General features: G+C 35.3%; 22 protein-coding genes, 1 pseudogene and 1 riboswitch. Of the genes and pseudogenes, 15 read left to right on the top strand and 8 right to left on the bottom strand.

Translation table 11 applies throughout. The features are described from left to right. The first annotated feature begins 237 nt into the window (after window positions 1-237). Window positions 238-1,314, top strand: coding sequence for an undecaprenyldiphospho-muramoylpentapeptide beta-N-acetylglucosaminyltransferase (locus ACQKMV_RS06705; protein WP_427503020.1), 1,077 nt, complete (start codon window positions 238-240; stop codon window positions 1,312-1,314). A gap of 176 nt (window positions 1,315-1,490) precedes the next feature. On the opposite strand, the gene ACQKMV_RS06700 is transcribed toward ACQKMV_RS06705, so the two are convergent. Continuing rightward, the gene (locus ACQKMV_RS06700; protein WP_427503019.1) at window positions 1,491-2,039 is read right to left on the bottom strand and encodes a GNAT family N-acetyltransferase; all 549 of its coding nucleotides are present in this window, start codon (window positions 2,037-2,039) and stop codon (window positions 1,491-1,493) included. Window positions 2,040-2,596: 557 nt separating this feature from the next. Between ACQKMV_RS06700 and ACQKMV_RS06695 the strand changes: the two genes are divergently transcribed. The 9 genes from ACQKMV_RS06695 to ACQKMV_RS06655 all read left to right on the top strand — a co-directional run bounded on the left by ACQKMV_RS06695 (window position 2,597) and on the right by ACQKMV_RS06655 (window position 15,087). Further along, window positions 2,597-4,627: a diguanylate cyclase domain-containing protein gene (locus ACQKMV_RS06695; protein ID WP_427503017.1), complete on the top strand. Its 2,031-nt coding sequence runs from the start codon at window positions 2,597-2,599 to the stop codon at window positions 4,625-4,627. Window positions 4,628-4,743: 116 nt separating this feature from the next. Further along, the gene (locus tag ACQKMV_RS06690) at window positions 4,744-5,415 is read left to right on the top strand and encodes a response regulator transcription factor (RefSeq protein WP_427503015.1); all 672 of its coding nucleotides are present in this window, start codon (window positions 4,744-4,746) and stop codon (window positions 5,413-5,415) included. Next, window positions 5,412-6,797 (top strand): ATP-binding protein, encoded by a 1,386-nt coding sequence (locus tag ACQKMV_RS06685; RefSeq protein ID WP_427503014.1) that lies wholly within the window; start codon window positions 5,412-5,414, stop codon window positions 6,795-6,797. Before ACQKMV_RS06690 ends, ACQKMV_RS06685 begins: the two co-directional genes overlap by 4 nt. Window positions 6,798-7,029: 232 nt before the next feature. Next, complete coding sequence (locus ACQKMV_RS06680) at window positions 7,030-9,852, top strand: 2-oxoglutarate dehydrogenase E1 component (RefSeq protein WP_427503013.1); 2,823 nt, start codon at window positions 7,030-7,032, stop codon at window positions 9,850-9,852. 91 nt (window positions 9,853-9,943) lie between these two features. Continuing rightward, window positions 9,944-11,182: a 2-oxoglutarate dehydrogenase complex dihydrolipoyllysine-residue succinyltransferase gene (gene odhB / locus ACQKMV_RS06675; protein WP_427503012.1), complete on the top strand. Its 1,239-nt coding sequence runs from the start codon at window positions 9,944-9,946 to the stop codon at window positions 11,180-11,182. A gap of 588 nt (window positions 11,183-11,770) precedes the next feature. Next, window positions 11,771-11,957: riboswitch (Lysine riboswitch) on the top strand. Window positions 11,958-12,073: 116 nt separating this feature from the next. Beyond that, complete coding sequence (locus tag ACQKMV_RS06670) at window positions 12,074-12,934, top strand: transporter substrate-binding domain-containing protein (RefSeq protein WP_427503011.1); 861 nt, start codon at window positions 12,074-12,076, stop codon at window positions 12,932-12,934. Window positions 12,935-13,098: 164 nt separating this feature from the next. Then, window positions 13,099-13,824 carry an amino acid ABC transporter permease gene (locus ACQKMV_RS06665; RefSeq protein ID WP_427424315.1) on the top strand — a complete coding sequence of 242 codons (726 nt, stop codon included), beginning with the start codon at window positions 13,099-13,101 and terminating at the stop codon, window positions 13,822-13,824. Between the two features lie 12 nt (window positions 13,825-13,836). Then, window positions 13,837-14,568, top strand: a complete 732-nt coding sequence (locus tag ACQKMV_RS06660) for an amino acid ABC transporter ATP-binding protein (RefSeq protein ID WP_427503010.1) — start codon at window positions 13,837-13,839, stop codon at window positions 14,566-14,568. 321 nt (window positions 14,569-14,889) lie between these two features. After that, window positions 14,890-15,087 (top strand): DUF6501 family protein, encoded by a 198-nt coding sequence (locus tag ACQKMV_RS06655; protein WP_427424317.1) that lies wholly within the window; start codon window positions 14,890-14,892, stop codon window positions 15,085-15,087. A gap of 349 nt (window positions 15,088-15,436) precedes the next feature. Here ACQKMV_RS06655 and ACQKMV_RS06650 read toward each other — a convergent pair whose 3' ends face one another. The 3 genes from ACQKMV_RS06650 to ACQKMV_RS06640 form a co-directional block, all read right to left on the bottom strand. After that, window positions 15,437-16,501 carry a toxic anion resistance protein gene (locus ACQKMV_RS06650; protein WP_427503008.1) on the bottom strand — a complete coding sequence of 355 codons (1,065 nt, stop codon included), beginning with the start codon at window positions 16,499-16,501 and terminating at the stop codon, window positions 15,437-15,439. Continuing rightward, window positions 16,498-17,148 (bottom strand): 5-bromo-4-chloroindolyl phosphate hydrolysis family protein, encoded by a 651-nt coding sequence (locus tag ACQKMV_RS06645; protein WP_427503007.1) that lies wholly within the window; start codon window positions 17,146-17,148, stop codon window positions 16,498-16,500. The genes ACQKMV_RS06650 and ACQKMV_RS06645 overlap by 4 nt, the downstream gene beginning before the upstream one ends. Window positions 17,149-17,596: 448 nt before the next feature. Continuing rightward, window positions 17,597-17,929: a DUF3139 domain-containing protein gene (locus ACQKMV_RS06640; RefSeq protein WP_427503006.1), complete on the bottom strand. Its 333-nt coding sequence runs from the start codon at window positions 17,927-17,929 to the stop codon at window positions 17,597-17,599. A gap of 434 nt (window positions 17,930-18,363) precedes the next feature. Between ACQKMV_RS06640 and ACQKMV_RS06635 the strand changes: the two genes are divergently transcribed. The 3 genes from ACQKMV_RS06635 (at window position 18,364) to ACQKMV_RS06625 (ending at window position 20,113) form a co-directional block, all read left to right on the top strand. Beyond that, the gene (locus tag ACQKMV_RS06635) at window positions 18,364-19,041 is read left to right on the top strand and encodes a VOC family protein (RefSeq protein ID WP_427503005.1); all 678 of its coding nucleotides are present in this window, start codon (window positions 18,364-18,366) and stop codon (window positions 19,039-19,041) included. A 231-nt stretch (window positions 19,042-19,272) separates the two neighbouring features. Next, window positions 19,273-19,629, top strand: coding sequence for a VOC family protein (locus tag ACQKMV_RS06630; protein ID WP_427503004.1), 357 nt, complete (start codon window positions 19,273-19,275; stop codon window positions 19,627-19,629). A gap of 217 nt (window positions 19,630-19,846) precedes the next feature. Further along, on the top strand, window positions 19,847-20,113 hold the full coding sequence (locus ACQKMV_RS06625; RefSeq protein ID WP_427503003.1) for a hypothetical protein: 267 nt from the start codon (window positions 19,847-19,849) through the stop codon (window positions 20,111-20,113). Window positions 20,114-20,617: 504 nt separating this feature from the next. On the opposite strand, the gene ACQKMV_RS06620 is transcribed toward ACQKMV_RS06625, so the two are convergent. Continuing rightward, window positions 20,618-20,983, bottom strand: coding sequence for a hypothetical protein (locus ACQKMV_RS06620; RefSeq protein ID WP_427503002.1), 366 nt, complete (start codon window positions 20,981-20,983; stop codon window positions 20,618-20,620). A 295-nt stretch (window positions 20,984-21,278) separates the two neighbouring features. Here ACQKMV_RS06620 and ACQKMV_RS06615 point away from each other — a divergent pair, with 295 nt between their 5' ends. Both ACQKMV_RS06615 and ACQKMV_RS06610 read left to right on the top strand, forming a co-directional pair. Next, entirely contained in the window at window positions 21,279-21,491 is a 213-nt protein-coding gene (locus tag ACQKMV_RS06615; protein ID WP_427503001.1) for a hypothetical protein, read from the top strand. 274 nt (window positions 21,492-21,765) lie between these two features. Further along, window positions 21,766-22,071, top strand: a complete 306-nt coding sequence (locus ACQKMV_RS06610) for a hypothetical protein (RefSeq protein WP_427502999.1) — start codon at window positions 21,766-21,768, stop codon at window positions 22,069-22,071. Window positions 22,072-22,165: 94 nt separating this feature from the next. Here ACQKMV_RS06610 and ACQKMV_RS06605 read toward each other — a convergent pair. The 3 genes and pseudogenes from ACQKMV_RS06605 to ACQKMV_RS06595 all read right to left on the bottom strand — a co-directional run. Continuing rightward, a pseudogene (locus tag ACQKMV_RS06605) lies at window positions 22,166-22,297 on the bottom strand (helix-turn-helix domain-containing protein); the annotation flags it as partial. Window positions 22,298-22,741: 444 nt separating this feature from the next. Then, the gene (locus ACQKMV_RS06600) at window positions 22,742-23,023 is read right to left on the bottom strand and encodes an acylphosphatase (protein WP_427502997.1); all 282 of its coding nucleotides are present in this window, start codon (window positions 23,021-23,023) and stop codon (window positions 22,742-22,744) included. A gap of 47 nt (window positions 23,024-23,070) precedes the next feature. Then, entirely contained in the window at window positions 23,071-24,798 is a 1,728-nt protein-coding gene (locus ACQKMV_RS06595) for a methyl-accepting chemotaxis protein (RefSeq protein ID WP_427502995.1), read from the bottom strand. Window positions 24,799-24,837 lie beyond the last annotated feature (39 nt).

Below are 24,837 nucleotides of genomic sequence, written 5' to 3'. Positions count from 1 at the left end.
TTCGCTTTCGCTACATAAAACACATGTAGCTGCCGCTTCGCTTTCGCTACATAAAACACATGTAGCTGCCGCTTCGCTTTCGCTACATAAAACACATGTAGCTGCCGCTTCGCTTTCGCTACATAAAACACATGCTGAAAGAAGTTAAAGCTTCATCTATATCTTTTCGTTCGCATATAGTAAAATAAAAGACTGTAAACAAAAAGTAGTATGGTTAATAGGAATAGGAGAATTAATGTGAAACAACAAACAATCATTTTAACCGGTGGAGGGACAGCTGGTCATGTATCGCTCAATCAAGCGATACTCCCGTCTTTACAAGAACTAGGTTATGATGTCCACTATATTGGCTCAGACCAGGGCATTGAAAAAGAATTAATAGGCGAGGCATTCCCTAATGTTCCGTTTTACGGTATTTCAAGTGGAAAATTGCGTCGTTATTTCTCGATGAAAAACTTTACAGATCCATTTAAAGTGCTTGCTGGAATTATGCAGGCTTTTCGTATTATTAAAAAAGTAAAGCCCCAAGTAATTTTTTCTAAGGGAGGCTTTGTTTCTGTACCCGTTGTCATGGCTGCGAAACTTGCTGGTGTTCCAGTAGTCATTCATGAATCAGATGTTACACCTGGCTTGGCCAATAAAATTGCGCTACCATTTGCATCACATATCTTTACGATTTTTGAGGAAACATTGCAGCATTTACCGAAAGAAAAGGCAACCTGCACAGGCTCTATTATTCGCCAAGAGTTATTTATGGGAGATCAAGCAAATGGATTATCATTATGTGGCTTTACAACATTAAAACCTGTTCTTCTTGTTATGGGAGGGAGTCTAGGTTCAGTTGTTTTGAACGATGCACTTCGTAAAAATTTACCAGAGCTAGTAAAACAGTTCCAGATCATTCATTTGTGTGGTAAAGGAAATTACGACAACTCATTCGAATCGATGCATGGTTACAAACAGTTTGAATATGTGACAACAGAATTACCGGATTTATTACATGCGGCAGACTTTATTGTCTCACGTGCCGGCTCCAACTCGATTTTTGAATTTTTAGCACTTCACAAGCCGATGTTATTAGTGCCGTTATCTGCACAAAAAAGTCGTGGTGACCAAATTTTAAATGCCAACTTATTTAAAAGACAAGGCTACGCGGAAGTATTACAAGAGGAAGAGTTAACAAAAGAATCCTTTAAAAAATCGGTTCATGTGTTAACCGAGCGCAAAGCAGAAATGGTTGCAACTATGGAGAAAACACAAAGACCAAAAACGCCAGATGAAATGGCGAAACTCATTTTACAATATGAAAAGTAGGCTTTACACATGATTTGCTTCAAGCAATAGTTAAAATATAGAAGCGAAGATCACGTTGAAGGGTGCTATAACATAGCTTGTACTAATGTACAGCTATAAAAATTAAAAATACCCGAAAATAAAAGCTATGTGTCTGTCATAGTGACAGAACACATAGCTTATCTTTATGAAAAATATTACATCGCTTGTTCTTCGCCATCCTCCATTTGATTGGCAGTTGTAAGGTAGAACAAATCTTTCGGAATTTTATATAAATTAAATTGTGCCTCACCGCTGTTAACCTGTGCTAATAATGTTGGATGACTTTCATTAGCACTCATAACATAAGGTAGCTTTAAGGCTGCACGCTGTGATTTTATATTTTCAACACGAATACGGAGAAATACCGTATGGAAATTATAGTCAAAAAATAGTTCATTCAAAAAAAGCATTTTCGCTTTTTGGTTGTAACCTTGACCTTGATAAGGGAGTCCAATCCACGTTCCTAAAAAGCCTGCACCATCATTCACATCATGAATGCTAATGGTACCGATTGGCTGACCCCAATCATCAGTAATGGTCCTAGAAATAGCGAGTCCCTTCGCTTCTTCTTCAATCAGTTGTTTTGTCATAAACCAATATTCATCAGCTGATGTGGCTTTTTGACGGACAAATGGGAAAACAGAAGGGTGTGATAATAGCTCATAAAGCTCTGTACATTCATGTAGGTCTCGATGTTTAAGCATACGAAACGCCTCCTTTACTAGGGTAGTTAAAACAATTCCTTTAAAACATAAAGAAGAAAACTAAAATTCGCACTGGAATTAAAACCCAAAGAACTAGACGTTGTAACTATGATATCCATAATTCCCCGCTGTCTTACTGATTTTTCGACCATACCGAAAAAAGGCTAGTTTTTTTAATATAATATAACAATCGTACTGCTTTATGCAATCATTTTCCTCGCAAAAACAAAAATTAAATTTATTTGTCAGTAAATTCTGAAAAACAAATAATTACGCAGATAGTTAAATTTTGTTTATTTATAATTAGGAGTTTTAAGTCTAAAATATCAAATTTATTAGTGAAAATATTTGGATAATGTTTCTTTAGGATTACGTTTTTTCTTTAAAAGAGGTAAATTATCAAAAAATGCCCTAAAAAGGATACAATTTTTCTGATTTGAGAAGGGTGATTCTTTTAAATTATGTTATAATAGTAGTATTGATTTTATTGTATAAACAAAAAATATATGAATATTCTAAATTCTATATTAATATTTACGACTTACGGGGGTGACAGCATGGAATATCTTTTAAGCGAAGAATTATTTAATGAATTGTTTATTGGCAAAGATTTTGTCTTTTTAATGAAAAAAGTGGGAGACGATTATCAATATATTCGCTTAAATCAAGCAGCTCGAGGTTTGTTATCACCTGAGGCCATTGGGAAAATGCTATCTACCCTTACCTCAAGTCGCTATTTTTCATTAATTCAAGAGAATTACAATCAAGCAATTACGAAGCACAGTCAAGTTGATTATGTGGATTATGCTTATTTCAAATCAGAAGTTCGCAAATATGAGACATCTGTTCGTCCGCTTAAATATAATAATGAAGATTATATTTTAGCCATAACAAAAGAAATTCTTTATGATCGTAATATTGAAGATAAGTTTTTATTTTTACGCTCAATGTTCGATCATGCCTTTTTTTCAACAGTCATCTTATCAGCTGAAGGAACTATTTATGAAGTGAATTCCAGCTTCACCAAGGACTTTGAATTAGATACCGAAACGGTTAAACAGCAAGTATTCATTGACCTACCAATTGTTCCTAAAGATGAAGTAGGAAACATGCAAACCTATTTACAAAGAGCTTCTATGGGCGAAAATATTAGTGAAAAGCTCATCAAGTTTCATACACTGGATAAAAAAGAGCGCATCTATTTAGTTTCACTTTCACCAGTTATGCAGGGGGATAATTCTTTTGTAATTTTTCTTCTCATGCAGGATTTCACGCAATTCATTGAACAAAAAGCGGAGTTACGCTCAAAATCTCATGGTTTAGAGGTTTTTAAGGCTGCTCTAAGTTCTGCTGCGTACATCGCTGTTTTAGATAGTAATGGTACAATTCTAGAAGTTAATGATTTGTTTTTAAATGAGATTGGCTACACCGCAGAAGAGCTAATAGGTCAATCATGCTATATAATAGAGCCTCGTTATAATAATACAGAGGACATATTACAACTTATTGGTAAAACACTTAAAGCGGGGGATATTTGGCGAGGAGAGCTATGCTATCGTACAAAATTCCATACTGATTTTTGGGTAGAAGCAGCTATAGTCCCATTAATAAATGAATTTGGCAAGACGGAACAATATATATCCATTAACTATGATATTACGGACAAGAAAAAAATGTTAACAGAATTAAAAAATATTGAACGAACATTCCGTCTTATTACAGAAAATACAAATGATTTGATTGTCATCACAAATGAAGATGGCATCATTATCTATGCCTCACCCTCCTACGAGATTTTCTTAGGCTACGAAAATGTAGAATTACAAGGTCAGTTTTACAGTAACATTGTCGATGAACAAAGTAAGATGGCTTGGGAAACGTTTCTAAATAATTATTCTGGTCAAACAGAAACACAGTTTGAACTACTGCTAAAGGCAAAGGATGGTACACCTGTTTGGACTGAAGGAAACGTAACGGTTGTTCATGACCCAGAGCGTGAAAAAGTATCGCAAATCATGATGTTATCTCGTGAAATAACTCATCGTAAGGAACGCGAAAATGATCTATTATATTTAGCTTATCACGATACGTTAACACAACTACCAAATCGTCGTTTTTTACACAAGGAGTTTCCTAAATTATTGGCAGAAGCGCAAGACCACAATGAGTGTCTAGGTTTGCTCTATATCGATGGGGATGACTTTAAAAATGTTAATGATCGGCACGGCCATGACACGGGGGATGATTTTATCCAGAAGTTTGGCCAAGTATTAATTACGGCTGTACGTAGTCATGATTTAGTTATTCGTATGGGTGGCGATGAATTTATTGTCGTCTTAACGGGTTTAACTAGGGATGATGAGAAAAGAAGTACACAAATGATGCACATTATTAATCGCATCCGTAATGAACTAAAAAAGGGTTGGACCATTGAAAGTCATTACTTTGCTCCAACTGCCTCTATTGGTGTTGCTTATTATCCGGATCACGGTAATTCATTAAATGAATTGCTGGAATTAGCAGATCAAGCTTTATATAAAGCGAAGGAAATCGGAAAAAATAATCTCTATATTGCTGATTCACTTTAAAAAAAGTCTGTACAAACAAGTAGATACTTGTGGTACAGACTTTTTGTTTGATGTTATGCTATAACAGTGTTATGTAGGAAACCCCTCATAGTAATTTTGGAATAGAAGGTGATGAAATGCCTAAGATACTTTTGGTGGAAGATGAGAAGCATATTGCTCGCTTTGTGGAGCTAGAATTAAAGCATGAAGGCTATGACGTATTAGTCGCTTTTGATGGACGTGAAGGACTTGCACTAGCTTCATCCGAAAATTTTGATGTGCTGTTATTAGATGTTATGCTTCCAGGGATAAATGGAATTGAAATTTGTCGTCGGATACGTACGCAGTCAATGGTACCAATTATATTGTTAACGGCACGAGATGCTGTAATGGATCGTGTAGCTGGCTTAGATGCCGGTGCAGATGACTACATAGTAAAACCATTTGCAATTGAAGAACTGCTAGCAAGAATTCGTACTATTTTACGTCGAGTGACACCTGATGAGAAAAATAGGGGATCATTAAATTTTCGAGATATCGAAATTGATGTATTGGCCTACGAAGTTTTTGCACAAGGGAAAAAGCTTGATTTAACGAAAACGGAATATGATTTACTTAAATTATTATTAGAGCATAAAAATAAAGTTTGTACACGAGAGCTAATTTTAACCTCAGTTTGGGGGTATGATACGGATATAGAGACAAATGTCGTAGATGTATATATCCGGCATTTGCGAACAAAACTACCGGGTGATATGAATGCCTATATCGAAACCGTTCGTGGGGTTGGATACGTGATGCGTGAATGAAAAAGCTGAGAGATTATATAGTCAATCTATCCTTACAAAGAAAATGGATGCTAACATCTAGTGCTGTAATATTTTTTAGCTATACAATTATTTGTATTGTCGTTTATATTTCGCTACATACATGGCTATTAAATGACGAGCAAAGCAAAATCAAACGGACAAGCGATGATTTGGTGTATTTTTTAGAGTCACAGGGACCCAACCTTACAATTCAGGAAATTCAGCAAAATAAAGGGCTTATAGATTCTATTGCGGATCGTGATCAAACGATTAGAATGTTTAATGCAGATGGCGTTCAGATTCTTCGTATTAATAATACTTCACAGGCTGCACCACTTACCTCGATAGGTGAAGTTATTGAAATGGAGAATGATAATAAGGACGTCTTTGTCATAAATCAGCGGATTCAACTTGGTTTCTTTCAAGGATATATTCAAGTGATTCATCCATTATCAAAGTTCCAGTCTTTGATGCATTATTTATTGACTACAATGCTAATAGCTGGCTTAGGAGCATTATTGTTATCAGCTTCTATTGGGTATTATCTAGCCAATTATTTTATGAAACCGTTGCATGCGTTACGTTCATCCATGAAAACTGTTATGGATAAAGGATTTAATGAACCAATTCAATTAACCTACACCTCTCATGATGAGGTTGGTGATTTATTGAAAATGTACAATGCGATGATGAATGAATTGCAAATTTCTTTTGCACAGCAGCAACAATTTGTTGCCGATGCTTCTCACGAATTACGAACGCCTATCCAGGCCATTGAAGGACATCTCTCCCTTTTGAAAAGATGGGGGAAGGATGATCCAGAAATTTTAGAGGAATCTATTAATACTTCACTAACGGAAATTGCACGGATGCGTAAAATGATCGAAGAATTACTAGAACTTGCGCGCCGTGAAGAAAAGGACAACCAAAGTGAGGCTGATGCAGTAGCTGTTATAGAAGCGGTTATAGAGGAGACAAGACATCTTCATCCAGAAGCTCGAATAACGCTGTCGAAAAATGAAAAAATAGGACGTTTGTTCATAACAGAAAATGCACTTAGGCAAATTGTTCGTAATATAATAGAAAATGCAATTCGTTATTGTGAAAAAATTCCTGAGATTCAAATTTCACTTTCTGTTACTGGAAAAGAAGTTCAATTAGAAATAAAGGATAATGGCATTGGTATAGAGGAAGAATATATTCCATATATTTTTGATCGCTTTTATCGGGTTGATGAAGCTAGAAATCGTCAAATAGGTGGAACTGGCTTAGGGCTAAGTATTACAAAAATGTTACTTGAAAAATACAATAGCTCAGTGGAAGTCAAGAGTGATAAAAATGTTGGAACCGTTTTCTTGATGAAATTCCCGCTGAAAAATTGAGAAAAATACACGCTTTATTTAATTATTCTATCCTTTGAGAAAAAAATTGCTTAATTTGCTAAAAAGAGTTGTATTTTTTGTGAAGAGTAGTAAGATTGAGATGGAAAAAACGTTCTTTAAATTATGGGTATGTTGTGTTAAACATCCTTTTAAAGAACGGAGAAATATTATATAATTAATTGTATTTTAATTAATGGAACTGCCGAAAGGCAAAATTTGGAGGTCATTTTTCATGTCGAACAACGTTACAACTGTAAGTTCTCCATGGTCAGCTTTCTCTGGTCCTAACCTAGGATATGTGATGGAGCAATACGACTTATTCTTACAGTCTCCTGAAGAAGTAGAACCGGAGTTAGTATTATTATTCCAACAATTTGGTGCACCAGTAGTAGTAGAAGGTGAAGTAGCTGTAGCTAGTAATGCAGCAGCTCCTGCTGGCGATTACAAGAAAGTGTTAGCAGCTGTGAAACTAGCAGATGCAATTCGTACACAAGGCCATTTAGCGGCAGATATTTATCCTTTGAAAAACCGTGAACTACAAACAGCTCAAATTGAAGAAAGCGCGTTCAACCTAAGCGCTGCAGATTTAGCTGAAATTCCTGCAGCAATCTTCTTCAAAGATGTGCCAGCAAACGTGAAAAATGGTAAAGATGCAATAGATTACTTAAAATCTGTTTATACAGATAAAGTGGCATTTGAATATAATCACGTGGGAGCAACAGAAGAACGTGATTGGATTCAAGCACAAATTGAAACAGGTACATTTAAACAAGCATTAGCTTCTAATGAGAAAAAAGCTTTATTAGATCGTTTAACTCGTGTTGAAAACTTTGAGAAGTTTATTCATAAAACATTTGTAGGTCAAAAGCGTTTCTCTGGTGAAGGTTTAGATACTCAAATCGTCCTATTCGATGAAATTTTGAAAACAGCTGAAACAAATAACGTAGAAAATGTACGTATTGGTATGGCCCACCGTGGTCGTTTGAATGTGTTAACTCACATTTTAAATAAACCATACGATATGATGTTCTCTGACTTTGCACACGTATCTAATGAATTATTTATGCCGGAAAATGGTCGCCTTGAAATTACAAAAGGCTGGACTGGTGATGTAAAGTACCACATGGGTGCTTCTTACAACCGTGAATCTGGTATGAATGTTAAACTTGCTTACAACCCATCTCACTTAGAAGTAGGAAATCCGGTTGTTTTAGGTACTGCACGTGCATCACAAGATGACACTTCTAAACCAGGGCAAGCTGTTCATAACCGCACAAAAGGATTAGGTATTCTTGTGCACGGTGACGCTGCGTTCCCAGGTCAAGGTATCGTAACAGAAGTATTAAACTTTGCAAAAACTGAAGGGTTCACTACTGGTGGTACAGTCCACATCATTGCTAACAACATGATTGGATTTACAACTGAACTACAAGACTCTCGTTCATCTGTTTACTCTTCTGACCCTGCAAAAGGTTACGAAGTACCAGTTGTGCATGTAAATGCAGATAGCCCTGAATCAGTAGCATTAGTTGGTCGTTTTGCAGCTAGCTACCGTCAAAAATTCGGTAAAGATATCATCGTTGACCTTATTGGTTACCGTCGTCATGGTCACAATGAAACTGATGATCCAACAGTAACAAACCCTGAAACTTATAAATTAGTTTCTAAACATGAGCCAGTCCGTGCTTTATACGGTGCTCAATTAGCAGCTGAGGGTGTAGTTTCTGCTGAGGAAGTAGCTGCACTAGATACAGCTATTTATGCAGAAATGCAAGTAGCTTATGATCATGTAAAAGAAATGGCAGATAAAGATGAGCATAAACATTTAGAAATGCCAGAAGAATTAAAAGTAGAATTCCCACAAATTGATACAGCAGTTGGTGCGGAACGTCTAGAAAAAATTAACGAAGAGCTTCTAGTATTTAAAGAAAACTTCGAGCCACAGAAAAAACTTGGCAAAATTTTAGAAAAACGCCGTGATGCATTTGCTTCTGCAAAAATCGACTGGGGTCATGCAGAGACTTTAGCTTATGCAACAATTATTCAAGATGGCACACCAGTACGTTTTACAGGTCAAGATGCACAACGTGGTACGTTCTCTCAACGCCACTTAGTGTTACATGATAAAAACAATGGCGATTTATTTACACCACTTCACCATATTTCTGGTGCAAATGCTTCATTTACAGTGCACAACTCTCCACTGACAGAAGCAGGGGTAGTAGGCTTTGAATATGGTTATAATTTAGAAAATGGCCATGTATTATCAGTTTGGGAAGCTCAATTCGGTGACTTTGCAAACATGGCACAAGTGATGTTTGATAACTTTATTTCAGGTGCACGTGCTAAATGGGGTCAAAAATCTGGTTTAGTTATCCTTTTACCACATGGTTATGAAGGTCAAGGTCCAGAACACTCTTCTAGCCGTATGGAACGTTACTTACAAATGTCGGCTGAAAATAACTGGTTCGTAGCAAACTGCTCAAACGCAGGTAACTACTACCACTTATTACGTCGTCAAGCAGCATTATTAGGAACTGAAGGCGTTCGTCCACTTGTGGTTGTATCACCTAAGTACTTACTTCGTCACCCATTAGCTGCAGCGAATGCTGATCAATTAGCAAATGGTTCATTCCAAGAAGTAATTGAACAACCAGGCCTAGGTTCAAAACCAGAAGCTGTAGAGCGCATTGTTTTAGGTTCAGGTAAAGTGATGATCGACATTGCAGACCGTATTAAAGACGGTGAAGGTTTCGATCACCTACACATTACTCGTGTAGAACAACTTTACCCATTCCCAAAAGAGCAAGTTGCTGGTATTATTGCTAAGTATCCTAATGCAAAAGAAATCGTTTGGGTACAAGAAGAACCTAAAAACCAAGGTTCTTGGAATTATGCATTAGAAACATTACACGACCTTTCAGAAGGTAAAAAGCTACGATATGTAGGTCGACCTGCAATGAGTTCGACTTCTGAAGGTGATGCAGATTCTCATAAAGCAGCTCAAGCCGCACTTGTTGAAGAAGCAGTTGCTGAGCCTGTAAAGGTTAAATAATCACATATTAATTATTGAGAGCCGGGCTACTTGCTTAGGCAGTAGCCCTTTTATGTGCACCAATGCACGTTAATTAAAGGAGGAAATGAAAGTGGCTGAAATTAAAGTCCCTGAATTAGCAGAATCGATTACAGAAGGTAGTATCGCACAGTGGGTAAAAAAAGTGGGCGATCGCGTTGAAAAAGGTGAATTCATCGTTGAACTTGAAACAGACAAAGTAAACGCTGAAATCATTTCTGAAGAAGCGGGAGTTTTAACGCAAATTTTAGCTGAAGAAGGCGATACTGTACTTGTAGGTCAAGTTATCGCAGTTGTAGAAGCTGGCGAAGGTGCAGCACCTGCTCCAGCGGCACCAGTTGAAGCAGCAGCTCCAGCTCCAGCAGCGCCACAAGCAGCACCTGCTCCTGTAGCAGCAGCTCCAGTTGTAGAAGAAACTTCTGGTGAGCGTGTAATCGCATCTCCAGCAGCTCGTAGACTTGCTCGTGAAAAAGGTATTGACCTTGCTGCTGTATCTCCAGTAGATCCACAAGGCCGTGTACGTGTACAAGACGTTGCAGCTCATGGTACAGCTCCAGTAGCAGCACCACAAGCAGCTCCAGCAGCACCTAAAGCAGTTGCAGCTGTAGATGAATCACGTGTGACTGTTGAAAAAATGAGCCGTCGTCGCCAAACAATTGCAAAACGCTTACTTGAAGTAAAACAATCTACAGCAATGTTAACAACATTCAACGAAGTAGATATGACAAACGTTATGGCTTTACGTTCTCGTAAAAAAGACCAATTCTTCGAGTCAACTGGCTCAAAACTTGGTTTCATGTCATTCTTCACTAAAGCTGTAGTTGCAGCACTTAAAAAATATCCATATGTTAACGCACAAATCGCTGGTGATGAAATTCACTTAAACAACTTCTTTGATATCGGTGTAGCTGTATCAACTGAAGAAGGTTTAGTAGTACCAGTTGTACGTGACGCTGACCGCAAAAACTTTGCTGAAATTGAAGATTCAATCGCAGACCTAGCGAAAAAAGCACGCGACAAAAAATTAGGTTTAGCTGATCTTCAAGGTGGCTCATTCACAATTACAAATGGTGGGGTATTCGGTTCATTAATGTCTACACCTATCATGAATGGTACACAAGCTGGTATCCTTGGTATGCATACTATCAAAAAACGTCCAGTTGAAGTGAATGGTGAAGTAGAAATTCGCCCAATGATGTACTTAGCACTTTCTTATGACCACCGTATTATCGATGGTAAAGATTCTGTAGGTTTCCTTAAAACTGTTAAAGAACTACTTGAAAACCCAGAAGATTTATTATTAAATTCTTAATTCCTGAGTTTGGTAAAACCCTGCGAACATTGTTTCGCAGGGTTTTTTCTTTTTATATGGAGCATTTATTAAATGCGAGGGAATAAAGAGCTATAGGGACGGAAAGAAAAGCCAGAGTGACGGATGAAGCAATCGAAGCAACGAGAAAAAGAGCTAAAGCGACGGATGAAGTATTCAAACCGACGGATATGTTGTCCCAATGTATGCGAAAGCTTCACAGAAAGAAACGTATAGTGCAAAGGGTATTATCTTTACTGTTCCACAATTTCTTTTGAATTACTAAAGAGTAAGTTATATATTAATTATTTGCGTAATTTCTAGAAAACTAACTCATCATCTCATTTGTTATAAGCGTAACCATGTATATGAGTTGTTTGGAGTACGTATAATGAAGTATGGGCGACTTTACGGACTCTCTTGGCACTAATTATTTTCACCTTTGCAAAAGTGTATATAAGGCTTTAAAAAGGATAAAAAACTCTAATATTGTAATTAATCAGAAAAGTAATAATATTATCTTGACTATTAAGTTAGTTTTATAGTAGTATCTATATATCAATTAAATAAACAAACCTCACTTTTATCCTATTGTGAGGTAGAGGCGCGGTATTTATTAGTTCATTGTTGAGTATAAGCAAGCGAAGACGCAATGGAGAAGGAAATATCGCCGAAGTATAAAAGGAGCTCGTACTTTTATGCTGGGTCTGCAGTGAATAAGTGCAGGACTGTCCTAGTAAATTATTTTCCAGGTTTACTAGGTTGTGCTATCTCGGAATGATGGAATTATAGTGAGGATTTGGGCAACTGTTAAAAAAAGTAAGACCTAAGTTCAGTACTTAGGTCTTTTTTGGTACAGTTGTCTTATTTTTTTACAGAAAAGGGGAATGTTTCATGAAAAGAAAATTGTTGGTATTGATGTTGACCGTAATGACAGCAATTATGTTAGCAGCTTGTGGTGCTGGAGGCAAAAAGGATACGACATCGTCTAATGGAGGTGCAAGTTCTGATACGAAAGAAAAAGGTGTGTTCCGTATCGGCATGGAGGCAGGTTATGCTCCGTTTAACTGGACGCAGCAAGATGATGCAAATGGTGCAGTAAAAATTGCAGATAATGCAGAATATGCTGGTGGCTATGATGTGCAAATGGCGAAAAAAATCGCTGAAGGCTTAGGAAAAGAATTAGTTATCGTAAAATTGGAGTGGGATGGTTTAGTACCTGCACTACAATCCAATAAAATTGATGCAATCATTGCAGGTATGTCACCTACTGCAGAGCGTAAAAAAACAATTGATTTCACTGAAAACTACTATACGTCTGATTTTGTGATGGTCATTAAAGAAGGCAGTAAATATGAAAATGCAAAATCTATCCAAGATTTCTCTGGTGCTAAAATTACATCACAATTAAATACATCTAACTATGAAGTTATCGATCAGATTAAAGATGTAAAAAAACAAACTGCAATGGATAACTTCCCAGCAATGCGTGTAGCGTTAGAAGCTGGAAAAATTGACGGCTATGTTGCAGAACGTCCAGAAGGTATTTCCGCTGCTGCTGCAAACGATAAGTTTACTTATGTTAAGTTTGAACAAGGCTTTGATACTGATATTTCAAATACATCGATTGCAGTTGGTTTACGTAAAGGTGATGCAGATCTTGAAAAAATTAATGAAATTTTAAAAGGTATTTCTGAAGAGGATCGCCAAAAAGTTATGGAAGAAGCAATTCATCAACAACCAGCAGCACAATAACTTGAATGCACGGGCTAACAGCTAGCCCGTGTAATAAATAACAATCTCTCTAAATATTAATAATGTCTTAGCTAAAAGTTTCATAAGATAAAAGAAACAGAAAACGGTAGAGGGCTAAGACGACTGTAACAAACAAGCAACACGACGTTGTTAGGAGGAACATCATGAGTCTGGATTGGATTATTTCTATTGTTGAGAACAACTGGCAAATGTTTTTAAGAGGTGCGTATTTTACATTACTTATTTCAATTAGTAGTACAATTATTGGTGCACTTATCGGATTTTTTATCGGAATTATGCATACCATCAAGGTTCGTAAAAAGGGTGTAAAATTCTATAGCTTAAAGCTCATTAATTTTTTACTAACATGCTATGTTGAATTCTTCCGTGGTACACCAATGATTGTACAAGCAATGGTTGTATTTTACGGATTAGATATGGCATTTGGCATTGATATGCACTTTATTACGGCTGGTATTTTAGTTGTTTCACTAAATACAGGTGCTTATATGGCTGAAATCGTGCGTGGGGGTATTGTTTCCATTGATAATGGCCAGTACGAGGCTGCATCGGCAATTGGTATGAATCATTTTCAAATTATGCTTAACATTGTATTACCGCAAGTTGCACGAAATATATTGCCTGCAACAGGTAACCAATTAATTATGAATATTAAAGATACAGCAGTATTAAACGTTATCGGGGTTACGGAATTATACTTCCAAACAAAGTCAATTGCAGGTAATAACTTCCGCTATTTCGAATCCTTCTTTATAGCTTGTGTCCTTTATTTCATCATGACTTTCACAGCATCGAGAATTTTACTGTATATAGAGAAACGACTGGATGGACCAGATGCATATCAAAAAGAACAGAAAGAAGCAGTGTAGGGGGGCGAACAAATGACAGTTATTAAAATAGAGCATTTAAGTAAATCATTTGGGCGTAACCAAGTGTTAAAGGATGTAAATTTCCAAGTAGAAAAGGGCGAGGTTGTCTGCTTAATCGGTTCTTCCGGATCAGGTAAATCAACACTACTACGCTGCATTAATTTACTGGAAACACCAAGTGGCGGTCAAATTATTTACAAAGGCGAAAACATTTTAGACGAAAAGCATAATATCCAAGAATACCGTACACATTTAGGCATGGTATTCCAGCAATTTAACTTATTCAACAATCATAATGTGCTAAAAAATTGTACAGTTGGTCAAATGAAAGTACTAAAACGTTCGAAGGCAGAATCAGACGAAGTTGCTTTAAAATATTTGCAAATTGTAGGCATGGATCAATACGTCAATGCGAAGCCACGGCAGCTATCTGGCGGTCAAAAACAGCGTGTAGCGATTGCGCGAGCATTGTCAATGAGCCCAGATGTAATGCTTTTTGATGAACCGACGTCAGCCCTTGACCCAGAAATGGTTGGTGAAGTGTTGAAGGTAATGCGTCAACTAGCAGATGCAGGGAATACGATGTTAATTGTTACTCATGAAATGGAATTTGCTAAAGAAGTAGCAGATCGCGTTGTCTTTATGGACAAAGGTGTTATTGTAGAGGAAGGGCCACCATCACAGGTTTTAGTAAATCCTCAGCATGAACGGACAAAAGAGTTTTTAAAACGAACATTAAAATAAATAAGGTTATGAGTTTGGTTATAATACCTAAAAAAGTGAGTCCAAATTAATGGGCTCACTTATTTTCTAGAATTCCATTCTGCATATAAAACAAAGCAAATTGCAAATGCCACGGCAAGGATAAAAAACCATTGCGGTACACCACCAAAGCTCATAATAACACCTCGAAATGAAAAATTTTTAGTAATGATTTGGTTAAAAAACGTATAGTTACGGAGAAAATATGGTCTTCTATGGTTTTTTTCTCCACAAAAGTTCAAAAATATTATAAAATAAGCATTAGACATTAGCTTCGTGCTAGTAAAGAGAGGTAGAGAGATTATGTTACATTTAAAATGGAAAGATGCTCCAACTGTACGTACAGTAACTTGTAAGCATACAAATGCATCAAAATATTTAGTTTCAAACGTATTAACAGTAGGGAAACAATATGATGTGAAAAATGAAACAGAAGAATTCATTTTTATTATCGATAACACTGGTAATATTGGTGGTTACTATAAAGAATATTTCGAATAAGTGAGTAAATCAATTTCGCCTTGGCGTAATTGTTGCTGTCGCTACGTTAGCACTACTCTTTCGCACAGATAAACAATGCGTCCGGATTTTGAATTGTGCCTAGGTCTGCACGAGGGCCGACACGACGTCGGTCATTTCGGTAATGCCATAGGACGTGGCGTTTTTATCGATGCAGGTCAATTAGCCGTTTTCGCAAGATGCGAAGGATTTAGGCTAACATCCTTTATTCATTCCTTTTAAAATCCGTGACATTCGCCGGAGGCTTGATTTTCATTCAATGGCCTTCAATGAAAATCAAAGGGTGGTTCAGATGATTTCTGAGCCACCCTTGTTTGTTGGAAAAACGATATTACCCATTCTTAAAAGTCTTTAATTCAGCTACATCCTGTAGCTGCTGTTTTTCATGCTCTGTAGCTGTATGAAGGGCAAAGACGTCTTTGATAGCTGTCTTAAGCTCTTGCTGTGTATCTTTGAATTTTGATACTTGCTGTTCAAAGGAGGGGCTAGTAAAACGATCATTTGTACGAGATAATCTCTCCTCTAGCTGCGCATAGTGATGATCCATTTGCATGGATAACATCATGGCCAACTGATTTTTCCAAAGTGGAATAAGGGTAACGATTGAAAATTCGATTTTTTCTGCAAGCGTTTGATTGGATTGCTGAATCATGCGTATTTGTGGCGCAGTTTGTAAGGCAACTTGCTGCGATACTTGTAAGTCATATATACGTTGATCTAGACGTTCGATCTGGGCGACAAAATCATTAAGCTGTTGAATAGCTAGTGGCTGTTTAGATACCTGTACACTAGTCACCTTTTCAGGAAGTTCAACTTCAATGGCTTGCTGCTTCTTCATTTGTCCTGCTGCAATAGCAGTCGCTAACTCCTCAAAGAATCCTCTATTATGTGCATAAAGTCCTTCTAGCATTTCTACATCTCTAATCATTTGAAGCTGTGCACGTTCAAGCTGAACACCAATTCGTTCTACGTGGATACTAATACGTTCAAACTCCGTTAAGGTTTGCTTAACAGTAGGCTCAATTTTCCCAAACATTTTTTTAAAAAAAGACTGTTTTTTTGGTTCTAATGCGTTAGGGTCCACACGGTCTAACGTTTGCATTAATGAGTCTAACATTTGGCCAATTTTTGTGACGTCTTTCTGTTTTACTTGTGCAAGCATTCGGTCCGCAAATTGAGAAAGTTCACGCTGTGAATCTTGCCCTAAAGACAGGACGGACTCGAAGTTTGTCAGGTCAAGTTGACTAGCATAAAGAAGTGCACGACTTTGTGCAAGAGGCGATAGCGTTTCATACGTCGCCATCGCCTCATTATTTGTAGTTTCTAAATAAGATTGCACAAGAGGGGAAATACCTTGTAATGTATTTAGTTGAAATGCGTGATTATTTGCTGTCACTTATCATCGCCTCGCCATTCCAATTGTTCTTTTCTTCTTATATTGGAACGATTCGCAAATTCGATTTCCATTTGAAGATGGTCGATATCGTTGGAAAGCGCATCCTTTAAATCAATTTGAATCGTATCATTTAAATCAGAAAGTGTTTCTCTTGTTTTTGATAATGTAAGCTGGATTTCCTTGTCCTTCACAGGCTGCTTCGATAACATCGTATATTTATCCGTTAATTCGACAGCGGAAGGTAGATGTGCATAGAAAAACTCTTCAACATTATAAAATTTTCGTGGATCTGTTTTAACAACTTTCACGATATTTTTTGAAATACGTGTCATTTCGAGTAATTGCTTAAATGCAGAAACAGAGCGTACACGTAAGTAGTTTTGACTTAATGTTTGAATGTTTTTATTGGCTGCTTTAAGTTGGGTTTCAATATGTTTGTATTCTTCTTTTGTTATACCTGCTATTTGCATGAATTTCTTTTTTTGTCTATGTTTCATCAACACTGCACTCGACGCGTATGTTCCAGCAAATAATAAACCACCAAGGAAGAATCCTGGATTTGCCGCAATTGCTGTGATAGAAACAGTTGTTAGTGAAATTAAGAAGCTAGCGGTATGTCTAGAGAAAAACTGTCCGACACTGAGCATGTTTCTTCCTCCTAGCATTTAAATATGTCTATATTCTTATACGAAATAATCGACATAAAGTTTCAATGAAAAAATAAACCTTACATAAATTTTACTGCTATTTGTAAAGTTTCTCAATGATATTACACTAGAACAAGAAAAACCTTTGTTTTATTAGGAAGAAAATAGGATAGACGAAAAAGAAGTCCGACATTGCTGTTTCATCTACACTCGGGTGGGTGTTAAAATGTTAATCAATTTCATTATATCGTATTCAAGATTAATGTAATTCGCGAGTTTTTTGTATTGCTTCTCACGTTGTTAGTCAATTTTTTTGTTTTTTCTTAAAACATTAGTATTGTTTTTTCATCTGTTGTTAATTCCTCGCTATCTTTTATAAAAAAGCGTATTCGAGATTATTTTCTCAATACGCTTAAATTTCGATGAACGAATCACGCCCGTTTTAGGTTTAATCGTACGACTTAAAATGATTTAATTGTTCTGGCGAAAGGGTCTTCCCATCAATTGTATGATGCTCAAATTGCCCTAAATTGTCTTTATCATGTGCAAAATAAACGTAGACGACATTTGGTTCATCTGAAAAAATTACGTTTACCCAATAACTTGGAAGACCTGCAAAATGCCATTTACATTCAATAGATAGTATAGCTTCCTTCGGATAAGACATATCTTCGATCAAATAGTTTTCGATTCTTTTTACATATAATTGCTTTTTGATTTGTACTGTACAAAATGGTGCAAGCAACATAATAATTAACGCAACTATCAAAAACTTTTTCATTCGACATCTCCTTAAACAAGTTCTACCCAAATTTCATGTAAGAATGGCTTTTCTGTCAACTCATTAAAGATACTATTTCGACAATGATTCATCGAAAGCCTTGTTATGATATTTTTTTCTAAATGAAATATTGAGTTCATTTCATAGGGATAAGTGCTGAGTGACGAGCTTTTCTTAAATGAAAATTTGCCAATGTCTTCTGCATTAATTGTGGAAGACTTTTATTATTCAAAGAAGGAAGTAATGTAATGGGAAAATAAAAGCACATAATTAGAATTAACTATTGGTGGTATGATTTGGATGGTTTGGACATGGTCGAAACTGTAAGAGTCTAATTTCAAAAAAAATAATTTTCAGCCGAAAGTTTGATGTAAAAGGGTATTGTTTTTATTATAGTATTTCACAAATACATGTGAAATAGGAGAATATTGTAAATGAAAATTAAATCCCTTACTTTACAAACTGATAATTTACAAACGATGAAAGAATTCTATATTAATAAATTAGGGTTTCTTATGATTGTTGAAACTAGAGATAGCTTTCAAATTCAAACAGGTACTAGTATTTTGGAGTTCACGAATAGAGATACAGTAAGCAAACCATATTATCATTTTGCCTTTAATATTCCAGCAAACCAATTTGAAGAAGCGAAATTTTGGTTAAAAAACAAAGTCCAACTTTTAACAGAAGATGGAGAAGATGAGGTAAACTTTTCTCATTTACCAGCACACGCAATATATTTTGAGGACCCATCAGGGAATATTGTAGAATTTATAGCTCGTTATGGCATAAACGAAGAAAGCTCAGAGCCGTTTACTATTAAAAGTATTTTGCATATTAGTGAAATTGGTCTTATAGTTGATGATGTGTTTAAAGCAGGAAAAGAATTAAGTAAAGCTCATATATTTGAAAGGGATAACAAACCGTTAAGTGAAAAATTTCTAAATTTTATGGGCGTTAGAGATAAAGGGATATTTATTATCCTTGCACATCCCGGAAGAAGATGGATTTTTTCAGATAAATATTCAAGCATTTTTCCACTCAAAATTTCAGTTGATAAGGGAAAAATGATAATGGTTAATCATAAAGGTGAATGCATACTCAATGATTGATCTGAATGCTAAATATAAGGGTTATCTATGGGTAATCTTAGAAGGAAAAGGTTCGTAAGTTGTTTGGCTTTCGGTGAATAAGTGATGAATAAGAAATTATATAAAGCTCTCTTAATCAATACTTGTGAATCACCCACTGCTACTCGATTATAGGTTGAAAAATATTACCATATATTCTATTGTTTTTTATATACCCAAAAGGGGAATAGCGGAATAATAGGGGGATGAAATATGAGTCAAGTTTGTGTGATCAGCATTTATGTACCTAACATTGAAAAAGCCATTGAGTTTTACACTACTGTTTTAGGTTTTGAAGTAAACAAACAATACGGACCCAAAATCGTAACACTTGTTCACGGAGATTTACCTCTAGTTTTAGAAGAATCGAAAAACTCTAAATCGATTCCTAAAGATTCTTTAGGTGTGGTTTTAGCATTAAAAACAGATGACATACATCAAACAGTCAATAAGTTAAAAGAACATAAAGTTGAGTTCATTGCAGATGGGCCGATGGATTGTCCTCCAGGAAAAGTTATTAGCTTCAGAGATCCTTTCGGAAATGTCCTAGAGTATTTGCAATTTATTTAGACCATAATGTTTCAAAAAGATACATCTAACAAGGTGTATCTTTTTTATTTCAATTGTATAAAAATAATATTGTTAAATAAGTTAAACAACATTATAATAGTGTTAATTTAACCCATATTTTGAGATACTTTCATGTTCTAAAGTGTTTTTCAATATCTCATGTAACAAAGTTTGTGCTATAAAGGTGACTTTATAGATAGAAAGGGAGAGTCAGCATATGCAAAAAAACACTAATAATAAGATTGAGATATTGGATACTAAAATTATTTTAGAGGAATACAAGGAAAATATCGAATTCATTCAAAAATCATTGAAACAACTTGAGTTGGAAATTAGTAATTTGCAAAGCGGAGGATTGGTTGAATTAGAAAAATTGGCTAATGAATTAAGTATGTTGCAGATGCTTTCAACGAGTATAAAATTTAAAGCTAATAGTCTTATTTGTAATAACCGTAAAACCATTGAGACATTAATGACTGAATGACATATTGATATCAAGTCACAGCCCAATTGGTGTGGCTTTTTCTTATACTTAACTATTAAAAACGAAAAGAGCAGCAAGATACTACTCTTTTTATTAATAATATCAAATTTACTACTACGTGCATTATAGTTAATTTTTTATGCTACATAAATGGTAAACGTTGCAATGCTTGAGCAATAGAACCTTTTCAATTAGGAGATACAACCGAAACAAAACTCTTTTCCATAAAACCTGGCCCCATCGTTTTGCCCGTTTAAAAAAGTCCGCTATATGCAGCAGTCAGTCACTTTATTCAAGTTACTGTACCATTTCTTTAGAAATCAAGGACATAAGTAAATATTAGAAAATTTTACATCAGAAAAGCGCGAGAAATCAACTTTTTTAAAAATGATTTTCTTGCGCTTTTGAGGTTTTGACCAGTATTATGTCCAGAGTCATTTTACTTTCAAATAAGTATTGTTGAGTTTTTTGTTTTTCTTATAGTTAGTATCTTATGAAAAGTCTTTAATCTCGTTCCACATACTTTCCGTCATTTTGATGGTGATTATCATTATATGATACATATGCTTGAATGACTTTACCATTTTCAACTTTATATACATAAAGTACTGTTGGTTCGTCAGCAAATTTAACTTTTATTTGGTATCCAAATGCTGTAGTTAATAATTCTTCTTTATCAAAACTAGTTTCCCAAGATGCATTAGGGTATTTCTTTTCTAAATGTTCTTCAACCATTTGAGTATATTTATCATATTTAGCGTCCTGTATATGCGGACGAACAGTTAGGAATACTGCATAGCTTATAAGGATAATAACTATAAAGCTATACAAAATTTTTTTACCTTTTTTTCTTAAAAAAAATGAAATCACAAAAAGAAAAAAATAGATCCTATTACAAAAAATAACTCTATCGCTTTTATAGCCATATAAATACCTCCTAATTAAATCTATTTTAATAAGATTCTTCTATTTTTATTTTAGCTTATGTAGTAGACTATCACCCCAATAAGTTGAGGTCTGTAATAAGAAATAAGTGATTTTTACCAATGTGATTTTATGGTAAATAAAATAAACATACGCGTATGGCTTTTATTGTGTTTTATATTTCTACTGATGACATATGATTCCACCTGTTCTATGATTAGTATAGAAGGCGGTGACAAAGATGAGAGAAAATATAGAACAGATTACAATTAATTTTTGTGAACAAAACGGAGATGTAATTATGACGTATGACATCAACGACTCTCTATCAGCTTTGATTCCGAACGTTGGTGATGTAATTAATATAGATGGCAACTACAGGGGCGTAAGTGAAAGAGCTTTTACTTACAATCCAAGAAGTATCATAGTTACAATCTATTTAGAAGAGTTATAATCCGGATTTCAAAGTCACACTCATTATGAGTTGTGGCTTTTAGTATGACATGAAGTCCTATGGATATATCGAATGAACTTTGTGAAAAGAACTATTAATTGTGAAGGACAAAGCGCACAAAGCGTGTGCTATGCCTTTCTACAATAATTTGATTAAAGGATATAATTTATCTGAGGTAGTTCGCTTTTTTAAACGAACTAATTTTTGAAGGTCAGTGGAAATTTATGTTAAAATGTTTTATAGATTATTAACGTCAATTGGGGGGAGTGGTGTCTTGAAGAAAAAAATTATAATTATTGTTTCTTTTTTTGCTGTAATTATATTGCTGCATTCAACACCAAATATGGCATTAAGAACATATGTATTTTTCCTGGGTTATCCAAAAGCCGCAATTACTTCAGGAATTATTGAAGATAAAGAACATAATGAAGTAGATAAAGATAGATTTGCTGAATTAAATGCCAAAGCATACGCCCTAACAAATCCTCCAATAGAAAAAGCTACTCAGACCGAATTAAGAAACTATCTTGTGAGGAAATTTGGATTTTTACATTTTGCAGAATACTTAGGTAACACGTAATAACCTTCGTCAGTTAAACAGGGGCTTAGTTCAATTAAGTTAATAAATTATTACACAAAAAAACGCTCACATGACTGAGCGTTTTTTCTGTCGTTTATGTTAATCTGTTAACATTATTTGGCGTGTATTCGATTAAATCAGAGATGTCGCAATTTAAAGCTATACATAACGCTTTTATAGTATTTAGAGCAATTTGTGTTACCTCATTCTTTTGCAAAGCATATAAAACTGATGTAGAAGTGTCTTACATTCGTCTACGCTTGCATACAGTGTTTGGAAGCGAATATTTGAAAGGATGTGTGGGCAAATGAAAGTAACGGTTAAAGAATGGCGTGTAATGTCTGATCGCAACAAACAATTACTTTTAAATGCGGTAGCAACTAAATAAAACATAGATGAAAAGTGGAATGAGAACATGCAGCATTGAACACAACACTAGAGAGACATAATAAAGCATCTAAATAATTATTTGCACTAGCTACGACAGGCGTTTTTTATGGAAGGTAAAATAAAAAGGACTGGGGTAATATACCCAATCCTAATTAATAAAATATAAAATTGCCCTTAGCAAAGTCATTTTAGAAAAAACCGTATTCATTCAATGTTAAAAATAGCCGAAAATCTTGATAAACTTTGATATTAATGCACTATAAAAAAGAAAGAAGTCAGACTAAATAATGTCTGACTCCATGCGTGTATAACCTTTTAAATCATCAAAAAGCTCTAATGTAAATGAATTGGAATCTGCTTGAGGGCTAACACCCTTTTGAACAAATACTAGGAATTCATCAATCGCTTTTTTTGATCCTTCTACTTCAACTTCAATTTGTTCTTGACCATTTAGTTTACAGTAACCTTTTAATCCTAGCTCAATCGCTTTTTGTTTAATGAAAAAACGATAGCCAGTACCATAAACATCACCGAAAAATTTAATTAGCGCGCGCTTGTTCAAGCTAATACCTCCTACTAGTTAAGGGGGGGAAGAGCCCTCCTTTGTGCTTAGTGCATAACACGTTCATTATCTAAATATGCAATTAAATTATTGATAAAATAAAGAACCTGCTTAGAAGCCTGATCTACTTCTTTTAAATGAACTTCAGCCTGTTGGATATTCCCAAACTTATAAGCCTCTGCTGCTAATTTCGCTGATTCATGAACACGTGAATGATATGCGTCTAATTCACGATAATCTTGCAAGTGCCCGAAACGTTCTACAGTGCGAGCAGATGTATACCATTTACCGAGACGACAATCTGTATGTGAAGAAACATCACTTGGTTCGACGGTTTCAAGACCGAGGAACATATTATAAATTCGCCATTTCCATAAAATATGATCGGCCTTTGATAATTGTAAAAGTGCTATAGACGATAGCTGAACATTATTATTAGCAATAATGTCATTTCGGAAACGATTAATTTCTTTTCCTAATGAGTGGATATCACTAGATGTATTATGGCTATATTCGCGAATATCGTCCTGAAGGTTAGAAATTTCAATCATTCTTGCTGATACTTCATCAATAGCTGCAGCCTGTTCCTGTGATATCGCAGCTGTATTTGTGACATCCAGATTAATGCCTTCAATGGCACTAACTATCGCATTTAACAATGGTAACGATTCTTTAGCTTCCACTGTTGCTTCTTTAATAATCTCTGTCGTTTCTGTAATCGACTTTGAAACATCATTTGAATAGTTCTTTAAATGAAGTACATTTGTAGTTACTTCACTAAGCGCTGATACCGTTCCCTCAGCAAGTTTTCGAACTTCCTGCGCAACTACGGCGAAGCCTTTACCATGTTCACCTGCACGTGCAGCCTCAATTGATGCGTTCAAAGCAAGTAAATTCGTTTGATCGGCAATTTGGTTTATTAACGTTACAACATTTTCGATATCATTTACCCGCTTTTGTAATTCTGAAAAGGACTCAACAATCGATGTAAAAGTCTCTTCGGTTTTAAAGATTTCAGAAAGGGCATGCTCAATTGCATTTTTGCCTTGTACAGCATGATCAACAGATTCAGTTGTTTTTTCAGAAATACGGGAAGACATTCGAGCAACCTCATTAATAGAAGCGGCAATTTCTTCAGTTGCTGCGGTAGAGGATTGGATTTCTTCATTTTGTTTATCTAAGCTAAATACTAAATCTTTCATATACATGATTTTTGCGTTGACATCCATTAAAGAGGAAATTTCAGCGACTACATTTTCAATAGTACGTTCTGTTAATACTTCAATGAGTAATTCTTGATCAACATTGACTGCAGATTGGAAAGATTTCATGTATTCAAATGCTTTATTAGGTTTCAAGCCAAAATTATGTAAAATGTATGTAGTAATATAAAATGCAAATTGATTGAAAACAACGATTAATTTACCCGGTTCATATTGATTCTTTCTGAACAAATTGAAAAATTTAACAGTTTCATCTACATATTCATCATCACGAGTAGCTAAGAAAAATTGAGTTAAGTATCGATTAATATTTTCTTCACTAATTGTTAGCTGAGAGGAGAGAGAGATTTCCTTTAAATAGTTATTAAAAATAGCGTTCATTGAAGGCGTGATATCTTTAAGTTTTTTGTAGAGAACTTTTAAATTCTCTTCATCTTGAGAATTGAAATGATTAAATGCTAGTGTTTTATTAAAACGGCCAGTTGCATTTAAATTTGTACCACGTTTTAATAATTCATCGAGTTCGGCTTTAGGTCGAATACTTGAAAACATAAAAAAAATACCTCCCAAAAATAATGAATAATAAGGTAA

The organism is Lysinibacillus sp. NPDC094403 (assembly GCF_050278745.1).
Lineage (GTDB): Bacteria > Bacillota > Bacilli > Bacillales_A > Planococcaceae > Lysinibacillus.
This window is presented reverse-complemented; position numbering and strand designations above follow the sequence as displayed.